The 10,810-nt window shown below is 74.4% G+C and carries 8 protein-coding genes; 5 read left to right on the top strand and 3 right to left on the bottom strand.

Annotated features, from left to right (window positions below; translation table 11 throughout):
- Nucleotides 1-50: 50 nt before the first annotated feature.
- Nucleotides 51-2,039, bottom strand: a complete 1,989-nt coding sequence (locus MB828_RS20690; RefSeq protein ID WP_301649496.1) for a BTAD domain-containing putative transcriptional regulator — start codon at nt 2,037-2,039, stop codon at nt 51-53.
- Between the two features lie 318 nt (nt 2,040-2,357).
- On the opposite strand from MB828_RS20690, the gene MB828_RS20685 reads away from it, so the two are divergent.
- Together MB828_RS20685 and MB828_RS20680 are read left to right on the top strand one after the other, a co-directional pair.
- Nucleotides 2,358-3,236, top strand: coding sequence for an alpha/beta fold hydrolase (locus MB828_RS20685; RefSeq protein WP_301649495.1), 879 nt, complete (start codon nt 2,358-2,360; stop codon nt 3,234-3,236).
- A 288-nt stretch (nt 3,237-3,524) separates the two neighbouring features.
- A complete protein-coding gene (locus MB828_RS20680; protein ID WP_301649571.1) occupies nt 3,525-4,676 on the top strand; it encodes an MFS transporter in 1,152 nt (383 codons plus the stop codon).
- A gap of 7 nt (nt 4,677-4,683) precedes the next feature.
- Here the strand turns inward: MB828_RS20680 and MB828_RS20675 are convergent, their stop codons facing one another.
- Complete coding sequence (locus MB828_RS20675; protein ID WP_301649494.1) at nt 4,684-5,304, bottom strand: DedA family protein; 621 nt, start codon at nt 5,302-5,304, stop codon at nt 4,684-4,686.
- A gap of 77 nt (nt 5,305-5,381) precedes the next feature.
- Nucleotides 5,382-5,783 carry an ArsR/SmtB family transcription factor gene (locus MB828_RS20670; RefSeq protein ID WP_301649493.1) on the bottom strand — a complete coding sequence of 134 codons (402 nt, stop codon included), beginning with the start codon at nt 5,781-5,783 and terminating at the stop codon, nt 5,382-5,384.
- Nucleotides 5,784-5,921: 138 nt separating this feature from the next.
- On the opposite strand from MB828_RS20670, the gene MB828_RS20665 reads away from it, so the two are divergent.
- The 3 genes from MB828_RS20665 to MB828_RS20655 all read left to right on the top strand — a co-directional run bounded on the left by MB828_RS20665 (nt 5,922) and on the right by MB828_RS20655 (nt 10,810).
- Complete coding sequence (locus MB828_RS20665) at nt 5,922-7,925, top strand: heavy metal translocating P-type ATPase (RefSeq protein WP_301649492.1); 2,004 nt, start codon at nt 5,922-5,924, stop codon at nt 7,923-7,925.
- 398 nt (nt 7,926-8,323) lie between these two features.
- A complete protein-coding gene (locus MB828_RS20660; RefSeq protein ID WP_301649491.1) occupies nt 8,324-9,391 on the top strand; it encodes an LLM class flavin-dependent oxidoreductase in 1,068 nt (355 codons plus the stop codon).
- A gap of 93 nt (nt 9,392-9,484) precedes the next feature.
- Entirely contained in the window at nt 9,485-10,810 is a 1,326-nt protein-coding gene (locus tag MB828_RS20655) for an NtaA/DmoA family FMN-dependent monooxygenase (protein WP_301649490.1), read from the top strand.

Raw genomic sequence — 10,810 nt, 5'->3', positions numbered from 1 at the left:
GAATTCCTCAACGGGTCACCCGCCTGTCGGCCCGGTGCGGGCGGCCGGGGTCAGCGCAGTGCTGACTCGATCGCGGTCAGGTGTTCGGTCACCGGGCCCAGGGTGATCAGCCCGCTGCCCGCGCCCGCCACCTCGGCGGCGGCGGGCGCGAGCTGCGCGTGGGCCTTCGTCAGCAGGCCGGTGTCGCCGGTGGCGATCGCGGCCCGGGCCAGGAGGCACCACATCGCCTCGAACATGAGGTCGCGCGGCGGCGCGGGAACGGTGCGCAGTGCCTCGGCGGCCTCGTCCAGCAGGCCGGACTCCGTCAGCAGTACCGGCCGGACCCAGGGCTCGTAGGGGCCCCAGTCGGAGTCCGCCGTCGCCCGCGGCGGCCCACCGCCGTGCCGGAGCGCGACACACAGCCGGGCCAGCGGCAGCAGCCCGGCCTCCAGCCCCGGCATACCGGACCCGACCAGGGACGCGGCGGCCTCCTCGTAGGCGGCCTCGGCGGCTTCCCGCGTTCCGGTGGAAGCGGTTCTGAGCGCCCGGTACCAGGTGGTGAACACCGACACCAGCGGCAGGTCGTGCCGGGCCGCGAGACCGTCCACCGCGATCGCGTGGCGGTCCGCCGCCGCCAGGTCCCCGAAGGCGCACCGGGCCTGGACGCGGATCAGGTGGCCGAGCACCTCATAGCGGACCAGGCCGTGGGCGGCGGCCAGCGCCACGATCTCCGCGCCGATCGCGTCCCGCCGGCCGGCCAGTCCGGCGCGGCGGAACGACTGCATGAACGTCCCGTTCAGAGCGAAGGCCAGCAGCGAGGGATCACCGAGCCGCCGCGCGATCTCCTCCGCCTGCCCGGCCGCCTGCGACGGGCGGGCCAGGGCACCCGACGGCGGCAGGTCGCGGGGGAGTGTGCCGCGCGACTCCACGGCGATCGTCGCCAGCAGCCGGCAGCGGGCCGCGTCCTGGCCCGCGGGCCCCAGCGAGCGCAGCGTGCGCTCCGCCGCCGCCACCAGCCGGCGCGCCTGCTCGGGGTCGTCGGACCGGGTCCAGATCGCCGGGACGTCGTAGACACCGATCACCCGGGCGGTCAGTTCGGGGTCGCCGAGCTGCTCCGCCGCCGCCACCGCGGCCACCCGGTGCCTGCGGGCCGCTTCGAGCCCGCCGCCGCCCGTCACCGCGAGGTCCCGCATCAGGCCGACGGTGGACTCCAGCCGGGTGCGAGCGCGGCTGCCCAGCGCGCCCTCGTAGGCTGCCGTCGCCCGGGCCCACACCTGGTCGACGGCGGCCGTACCCGCGTCGGGATCCAGCCGGTCGGCCTGGCGCAGGATGTCCTCCTCCAGCCGCCGCAGCCGTGGACCCGGGTCCACCCCCAGGTGCTCGCGGAGCATGGCCCGGGCCCGGCGCAGCACCGACAGCGCGTCCGCCTGCCTGCTCGACCGGTACAGGGCCAGTGCCAGCAGCCGCCAGGCGTCCTCCCGCCAGGGATGGTCGGTCACATGGGCGTCCAGTTCGGGTACGGCCTCCACCGGGCGCCCCAGCGCGACCAGCGCCCCGGCCCGCAGTTCGACCGCGTGCAGCCTCAGCTCCGTCAGCCGGGCGCGCGGCGACCGCAGCCAGCGCTCGTCGCCGAAATCCGCGAACGCGGGTCCCCGCCACCACGCCAACGCCTCGGTCGTCCGCTCCAGGACGCGGGCGGGACCTGCGTCGCCCAGCGCGTTCACCGTCTCCTCGAACCGCCAGGCGTCCACGTCCTCGCGCGCGGCGCGCAGTGCGTACCCGGCGCCCTCGGTGACCAGCAGACGGGAGGGGGTCCTCGGCGGCCGGTCCGGTTCGAGGCCGCGCCGCAGATCGCCCACGAAGGTCCGCAGCGCGCCCACCGCGTTGGCGGGGGGCTCGTCCCACAGGTCGGCCACGAGCCGGGCGACGGGCACGACCTGCCGCCGGGCCACGATCAGCCGGGTCAGCACCGCGCGGTGCCGTGGCCCCTTCAGCGGCAGCGGTGTCCTCTCCTCGTCCCAGGCGCCCACCGCGCCCAGCACGCCGAATTCCACTCGCACCCAGCCGTCCGTCCTCTCACCTGTGCCTTCCGTCAACGTACCGTCCGTCAGAGAGGAGGGCGGGCGGCGGTCGTACCGCGCCCGGACCTCGTGAACACCGCCTCTTCCCCGGAGCAGGTCGCACGGCTCACCGCCGAGCTGCGCGCTCTGACGTTCATCGGCTGCCGACTCTGACGGTCATCAGCTGCCGGCTCTGACGTTCATCGGCTGCTGATTCGCCGCCCGCACGCTTGCGTCATCGGCCGGAGCGCACCAGCGCCGGCGGTCCGGTCCGTCGCAGGGCGGGCCCGGACGATGACGTGAAAGGGCGCGACAGCCATGACTCAGAGCATCCCCGGATTCGACTACCGGCGCGTGGCGGTCGCCGACGGCGTGGAGCTGAACGTCGCCGTCGGCGGCTCCGGCAGCCCCGTCATGCTGCTCCACGGGTTCCCCGAGACCCACCTCATGTGGCGGCACGTGGCCGAGGACCTGGCCGCAGACCACACCGTGATCTGTCCCGACCTGCGCGGCTACGGCGACAGCGACAAGCCCGCGGAGACCGGCCCGGACGTCTACTCAAAGCGGACCATGGCCGCGGACGCCGTCGCCGTCGCCCGGGAGCTGGGGCACGGGCGGTTCGCGCTCGCCGGGCACGACCGCGGCGCCCTGGTGGCCTTCCGGGCGGGCCTGGACCACCCGGCCGCCCTCACCCATCTCGCCTGCCTGGACGTCCTGCCGACGCTCGACATGTGGGAGGCGCTGCACGGGGTGCAGGCGGCGGTGGGCTTCCACCTCTATCTGATGGCGCAGCCGCCCGGTCTGGCCGAGCAGCTGATCCGGAACAGTTCGGACGCGTTCTTCTCCTACTTCCTCGACATCTGGGCCAAGGACCCCGAGGCCGTGCCCCCGGCGGTCCGCCGGGTGTACCTCGACGCGTGCCGGGACGCCGTGCCGTCCATCGTCGCCGACTACCGCGCGTCCGCGGGCATCGACATCGAGCACGACCGCGCCGACCGTGCCGCGGGCCGTAAGCTCACCATGCCGCTCGCCGTCCTCCAGCAGGACTGGGGCGCCGCCCTCGGCTACGAGGCGGCCGCCCTGTGGGGTGCCTGGGCCGATGACCTCGACCACTCGACCGTCTCCTGTGGTCACTTCATGGCGGAGGAGGCGCCCGACACCGTCGCCAAGGCCCTCCGCACCCTGATGGCCCGCTGACCCGCACGAACCGGAGACGTCGCAGGACACGGGGACCGACGCGCCGATGCCGGTCACGCCACGTGCGGCGCGGCTACCCGGACTGCCCCGGCGGCCCCGGCTGCCCGGGCGCTGGGGCGAGCGGCCGGTGGAGGTCGCGGGGGGCCGCGTTACATTTCTGTCCTGTGTCCGGTGAGCGGACGACGGCTCGACGGCGCGTGACCGCGCCGAGCGGGTCCTCGCCGCTCGGTCCCGGAGCCCGAGCCCGGAGGGGGAGCGGTGACCGATCGGCCCGAGTCGGTGCGGCGGATGTGGCCGCTGTACGCCGCCGGGTTCACCACCGCCTTCGGGGCGCACGGCATCGCCGCGAGCCTCGGCGCCGAAGCGGGGGTCTCGCTGCTGGTACTGGGCGGGCTGCTCGCCCTGTACGACGGCGCCGAGGTGCTGCTGAAGCCGGTGTTCGGCACCCTCGCCGACCGGGTCGGCGCCCGTCCGGTCCTGCTCGGCGGGCTGGTGGCCTTCGCCGTCGCGTCCGCGCTGTACGTCGTCGCCGACAGCCCCGGCTGGCTGTGGGCCGCGCGCCTCGGACAGGGAGCCGCCGCCTCCGCGTTCTCGCCGTCGGCCTCCGCCCTGGTCGCCCGGCTCAGCCCGGCCGCCGCCCGCGGTCGCGCGTTCGGCGGTTACGGCTTCTACAAGTCCGTCGGCTACACCCTCGGCCCGTTGCTCGGAGGGGTCCTGGTCCGGGTCGGCGGCCTCCGGCTGCTGTTCGCCGTCCTCGCGGTCCTGGGCGTGGCGGTCGCCGTATGGGCCGCGCTCGCCGTGCCCGTCGTACCGCCGCTGCCCAAGGCCCGGCAGACGCTGCTCGACCTGGCCCGCCGTCTCGCCGACCCGGTGTTCCTGGCCCCCACCGCCGCGCTGGCCGCCGCCACCGCCGCGCTGTCGGTGGGCGTCGGCTTCCTGCCCGTCTCCGGCCGCGCCGCCGGACTGGGCACGGTCGCCACCGGTGCCGCCGTGTCGCTGCTGGCCGCGACCGCCGCACTGGTCCAGCCACGCGCCGGACGGGCCCTGGACGACGGGCGCCTGACCACGCGCACCGGCCTGGCCGCGGGGCTGTCGGCGACCGCCGCCGGCCTGGCCTGCGCGATGCTGCCGGGACTCACCGGCATCCTCGTCGGGGCCGTCCTGATCGGCGCCGGAACGGGGCTGATCACGCCGCTCGGCTTCGCGGCGCTGGCCGGCGGTACGCCCGCGGAACGACTGGGGCAGACCATGGGCGCCGCGGAACTCGGCCGTGAACTCGGCGACGCGGGCGGCCCGCTGCTCGTCGCCGTTGTCGCCTCGCTCGCCACGCTCACCTACGGCTACGGGGTTCTCGCGGCCCTGGTCGGGGCGGGCGCGGTGGTCGCGCTCGGGTGCCGTCGGGCGGCGCCCGCCGCACCGGGAGCCGGGCCGGAGGAGTGAATTCGGGTCAGGCCCGGCGCCGGCGGCGCAGCAGGTGCCGAAGGACGAGGGCGGCGACGAGCACGCCGAGGGCGACGAGCGCGTAGAGCTGGTAGCGGCTGATCTCGTCGTACACGGCGGTGATGTGGGTGCCCGTCACATAGGAGAGGCTCGCCCACAGGCCGACCCACAGCGCCGCGCCGAGGGCGTTGAAGACGAGGAAGCGCCGCCACGGCATCCCGCTGGTGCCCGCGACGATGCCGTTGACCTGGCGCAGCCCTTCCACGAAACGGGCGATCACGACGATCTTGCCGCCGTGGCGGGTGAAGAACTCCTCGGCCTTCCGGAAGCGCTCCGGGGTCAGGAACACGTAGCGTCCCCAGCGGTGCACGAAGGCCCGGCCGCCGGTGTGGCCGATCAGGTAGCCGATGTTGTCGCCGACGACGGCGGCGGCGAACGCGATGACCGCCACGGCCACGATGTTCAGTTGCCCGGCGCCCGCGTAGACGCCCGCGGCGATCAGGATGGTCTCCCCGGGGGCGGGGACTCCGAAGTCCTCCACGAGGACCACGGCACCCACGGCCCAGTAGCCGTAGTGGGTGAGCAGCGGGGCCAGATGAGCCAGCGGGCCCGGAAGCGGCGGCGCCATGCCCCCACCGTACGCGGCCGCCGAGTCCTGCTGCCGGTCGGCGGGGCGGGTCCCGTCGGGCCGTCGGCGGCCCGGCCTCAGCGCGGCAGGTCGGCGGTCTCGGCCGGCTCGGCGGTGGCCGGGGTGTCGCGGATGCCGAGGCGCAGGTGCTCGACGTGGTGGAGGGCCTGCTCCAGGAGTTCGGCGACGTGGTTGTCGTAGAGCCCGTAGATGACCGAGCGGCCCCGCCGCTCGCCGGTGACCAGGCCGAGGTTGCGCAGCAGACGAAGCTGGTGGGAGCAGGCGGACTGTTCCATGCCGACGGCGTCGGCGAGTTCGGTCGCCGCGCACGGCCCCTCCTGGAGGCGGGCCAGGATGCGCAGCCGGGACGGTGTGGCCAGGGCCTGGAGGGTGGCGGCCACGTCGGCGGCGCCCACGGTCTCCAGGCGCTCGCGCGCTGTGGCGGCGGTGGTGTTCTCGGCGTCAGCTCCATGGCCCATGACAGTCATCCTACGGAGACGAACCCATGAACACATGAATGAGTCTTCATGTGGTCATGTACGGTGGGAGGGAGCGGCCCCGGATGCCCGGTGGGCCCTGTTCCGTCCTGCCTCCGTCCGTGAAGGACTTCCGTTCCGATGACCGTCCCCGTGACCTCCACCGTCCCCGGGCCGTCCGCCCCGCAGCCGTCCGAGCCCCGGCCGGCGCCGCCGCGTGACGGCGGTGCGCCCCGTCGCCGTACCCGTGTCCTCGCCCTGTCCGAGGCGCGCTGGGCGCTGGCCGCCACCGTCCTCTTCCTGCTCGCCCTGCCGCTGCAACTGGCGGGCGCTCCGGCGTGGACCTGGGGACCGCTGTACGCGTCGGCGTACGTCACCGGCGGCTGGGAGCCCGGCTGGGAGGGACTGCGGGCGCTGCGGCGGCGGACCCTCGACGTCGACCTGCTGATGGTCGTCGCCGCGCTCGGCGCGGCGGCGATCGGGCAGGTGATGGACGGCGCCCTGCTGATCGTCATCTTCGCCACGTCCGGCGCGCTGGAGGCGCTGGCGACGGCGCGGACGGCCGACTCCGTGCGCGGTCTGCTGGATCTCGCGCCCGCCACCGCCACCCGGGTCGACGCGGACGGAGCCGAGGAGACCGTCGCCGTCGGGGACCTGGCCGTCGGCGACACCCTGCTCGTACGACCCGGGGAACGGGTCGGCGCCGACGGCCGGGTGCTGGACGGGGCGAGCGACGTCGACCAGGCGACCCTCACCGGCGAGCCGATGCCCGTGGTCAAGGAGAAGGGCGACGAGGTCTTCGCCGGCACCCTCAACGGCACCGGAGCACTGCGCGTGCGCGTCGAGCGGGACGCCTCCGACTCGGTGATCGCGCGGATCGTGCGGATGGTGCAGGAGGCGTCGGAGACGAAGGCGCCGACCCAGTTGTTCATCGAGAAGGTCGAACAGCGTTACTCCCTGGGCATGGTCGCGGCGACCCTGGCCGTCTTCCTCGTCCCGCTCGCCTTCGGGGCCGCGCTCACCGGCTCGCTGCTGCGGGCGATGACCTTCATGATCGTGGCCTCGCCCTGTGCGGTCGTGCTGGCGACCATGCCGCCGCTGCTGTCCGCCATCGCCAACTCCGGACGGCACGGGGTGCTGGTCAAGTCGGCCGTCGTGATGGAGCGGCTGGGACAGGTCGACGCGGTGGCCCTCGACAAGACGGGCACCCTGACCGAGGGGGCGCCGACGGTCGGCGAGGTCCGGCCGGTCGGTGGAACCGGCCCGGACGAGGTGCTGGTGCTGGCCGCCGCGGCGGAGCACCCGAGCGAACACCCGCTCGCCCGCGCCGTCGTCGACGCGGCGCGTGAACGCGGACTCGGCCTGCCGGTGGCGGAGAACTTCGGCTCGACGCCCGGCGTCGGCGTGACCGCCACCGTCGACGGGCGCGTCGTCGCGGTCGGCGCACCGGCCAGGCTGCTGAACGGCGCGACGGACGCGGACTCCGCCCGGGCGGCGGTGCTCGCCGCCGGCCTGGAGGACAGCGGGCGGACCGCCGTCCTGGTCAGTGTGGACGGCAGGCCGGTGGGCGTGCTCGGCATCGCCGACCGGCTGCGCCCCGACGCCATTGCCACCGTCGCCGCGCTGACCTCCCTGACCGGCACCGCACCCCTGCTGCTGACCGGCGACAACCCGCGCGCCGCCGCCCGCCTCGCCGACGAGGTCGGCGTCACGGACGTACGGGCCGGCCTGCTGCCCCACCAAAAGGTGCACGCCGTACGTGAGTTGGCGGACGCGGGCCACAAGGTGCTGGTCGTCGGCGACGGTGTCAACGACGCCCCGGCGCTGGCCGCCGCCCACACCGGGATCGCCATGGGCCGGGCGGGTTCCGACCTGGCCCTGGAGACCGCCGACGCGGTGATCGTCCGCGACGAACTCACCACCGTTCCGACGGTGATCGCCCTCTCCCGGCGCGCCCGCGCGCTCGTCGTGCAGAACCTCGTCGTCGCCGGTGTCTTCATCACCGGTCTGGTGATCTGGGACCTCGCCGGCCACCTCCCCCTCCCGCTCGGCGTCGCCGGCCACGAGGGTTCCACCGTCCTCGTCGGCCTCAACGGCCTGCGCCTGCTCCGCGAGACCGCCTGGCGCCGGGCCGCCCGGCCCTGACCGCCGCCGCGGCCGTCACGGCCGGGCGCCGGTCCCGTGCACGCCGTACCGGACGTCGGCCGGGCGCGGCGGTGGCCCGGGGTGGCTCGGGGTGGCCCGGCGGCGGCCGATCGGGCACATTGACATTCCGATCGATCACTCGGAGACTCGATCACATGCCCGAGGTCCTGATGCTCACCAGCGAGCGATGCGTCGACCTCGCCCGGGTTTCCAGCGCCCAGTGTTGATCCTCTGGTCCTCTTCGCCAGTCCACTGTCGCGTGCTGCCGCGTCCGCTCTGACCGCAGGGCCGTGCGTCCGGCTGCCCCGGGTGCCCGACACCGATCTCCGCGCACAGTGCCTGGGACGGCGTCCGCCACCCGCCTTCTGACAGCCGCCACTCCGCCCGCGATCGGAAGCATGATGAATCCGGAATTCCTCTGGTACATCCCCAACACCGTCGAGCCGGGACACCGCGGCGACGACACGACGACCGGCTGGGGCTCCGTCGAGTACTCCACCGACCTCGCCCGCGCGGCCGAGGAACACGGCTGGGGCGGCGCACTCCTGGGCACGGGGTGGGGACGCCCGGACACCTTCACCGTCGCCACCGCGCTGGCCGCCCGGACCACCACCTTCAAGCCCCTGATCGCGATCCGCCCCGGCTACTGGCAGCCGGCCCACTTCGCCAGCGCGGCGGCGACACTCGACCAGCTCAGCCGCGGCCGGGTCCTGGTCAACATCGTCAGCGGACTGGACAACCTCGCCGCGTACGGGGACACCCGCAGCGACCCCGCGCAACGCTACGCCCGCACACGGGAGTTCCTGCATCTCGTACGGCGTCTGTGGACCGAGGAGGACGTCACGTTCGACGGGGAGCACTTCCAGGTCGGCCACTCCACGGTGGCCCCCCGCCCGTACGTGACCGGCACGAGAACGCATCCGACGCTGTACTTCGGCGGCGCGTCCGAGGCCGCCGAGCGGGTGTCGGCGGCGGAGGCGGACGTCCAGCTCTTCTGGGGCGAACCCCTCGACGGGCTCGCCGAACGGATCGACCGGCTCCGGGCGTTGAGCGAGCAGGTGGGACGCAGGCACCGACCGCTCGAGTTCGGGCTGCGGATCACCACGCTGGTGCGCGACACCACCGAGGATGCGTGGCGCGCGGCCGAGGAACGGGTCGCGCGGATGGCGGCGGACGGCGGCCAGGAGCTGACCTGGGCGGGGGACCGCAGGACCGCCGTCGGACAGCGGCGGCTCTTCGACCTCGCCGCGCGGGGCGAGGTGCTCGACACCTGCCTGTACACCGCGCCCGGCAAGGTCGGCGGCGGCGGAGCGGGCACCACCTGGCTGGTCGGCTCCGCCGCCGAGGTGGCCACGGCGCTGGACGACTACCGCAAGCTCGGCATCACCCACTTCGTCCTCTCCGACACCCCCTACAAGCAGGAGATCGGCCGGGTCGGCGACCAACTGCTGCCCCTGCTGCGGTGACCGCCCGGCGGAGCCGCCGGCACCCCGGACGTCATTCACCACGAAGAGAACGGACGAGCAGTGAGCGCGAAGCAGCCCAGAACTCTGAAGACCGTGACCGGAGCCGGTGGCACGTCGGAGACGTACGACCTGGCGATCGACCCGACCCGATCCACCCTGGACACCGCCGTACGGGTGGCGAAGCTCGCGGAGGCCGCGAAGTTCGACGCGCTGTTCACCGCCGACCTGCTCCGGTTCGACGCCCAGGGCGCGATCGGCTCCCAGGAACCGCTGGTGTTCGTCTCGGCGCTGAGCCAGGTGACCTCGCGGATCGGCCTGATCGCGACCGTGTCCAGCACCTTCCACCACCCGTTCAACCTGGCCCGGCTGTTCGGCACCCTCGACCACGTCAGCAACGGGCGGGCCGCCTGGAACCTGGTGACCTCCTCGGTCGGTGAGGAGAACTTCGGCGCCGGGGAACTGCCCAGCCCCGAGGAGCGGTACGCGCGCGCCGCGGAGACGCTGGAGGTGGTCAACGCGCTGTGGGACAGCTGGGAACCCGGCGCGCTGACGGCCGGTGCGGACGGGAGGGCGGTGCTGCACCGCGACCGGGTGCGCCCCGTCCACCACTCCGGCCGGTTCTTCACCGTGACCGGTCCGCTGAACATCCCGCCGCTGCCGCAGCGGCGCCCGGTGCAGATCCAGGCCGGGCAGTCGGAGGCGGGGAGGGCGCTGGGCGCCCGCTTCGCGGAGATCGTGTTCACGTCGCTGCCCACCCTCGACCACGCCCTCGACTTCACCCGCGGGATCCGCGGCCAGGCGCGGAGCCTGGGACGGGCCGACGGACTGCCGCTGATCTTCAGCTCGTTCCACGCCACGTACGGCGCCACCGAAGAAGAGGCGAAGCGGCTCGTGCGGGAGCGGCGGGAGGCGATCGACTTCGAACGCGGCCGCGCCCAGCTGGCAGACATGCTCGGCGGTGGCGTCGACCTGTCCGGACTGCCGCTGGACGCACCGCTGCCGGAGAGCCTGCTGCCCGACGTGGCGTCGGTGAACCGCCGGCGCGGCCGGGTCGACATCTTCGCCGGCTACGCACGGCAGGGCCACACGCTGCGGGAGCTCATCGTCGCGGCGCAGGACACCGGGCACTGGGCCGCCGCGGGAACACCCGAACAGCTCGCCGACGCCGTCGAGGAACGCTTCCGCGCGGGCGTCCTGGACGTGATCTCGCTGAGCGGTCTCGCGGACCCCCGCCAGCACGACTTCGTCGTCAACGGCCTCCTGCACGAGCTGCGCAAACGGAAGATCGTCGCCGCCGACTACACCGGCACCACGCTCCGCGAGAACCTCGGACTCGAACTGCCGCCCCGCGGTGGCCGCCACGCTGAGCCCGGTCACGACGAGGGCCGCCTGAGCGTCGATGTCAGTGGCGGCCACTAG

This window comes from Streptomyces arenae (assembly GCF_022343545.1).
Lineage (GTDB): Bacteria > Actinomycetota > Actinomycetes > Streptomycetales > Streptomycetaceae > Streptomyces > Streptomyces humi.
The sequence above is the reverse complement of the archived record's forward strand: the minus strand, read 5'-3'. Positions and strand labels throughout refer to the sequence as shown.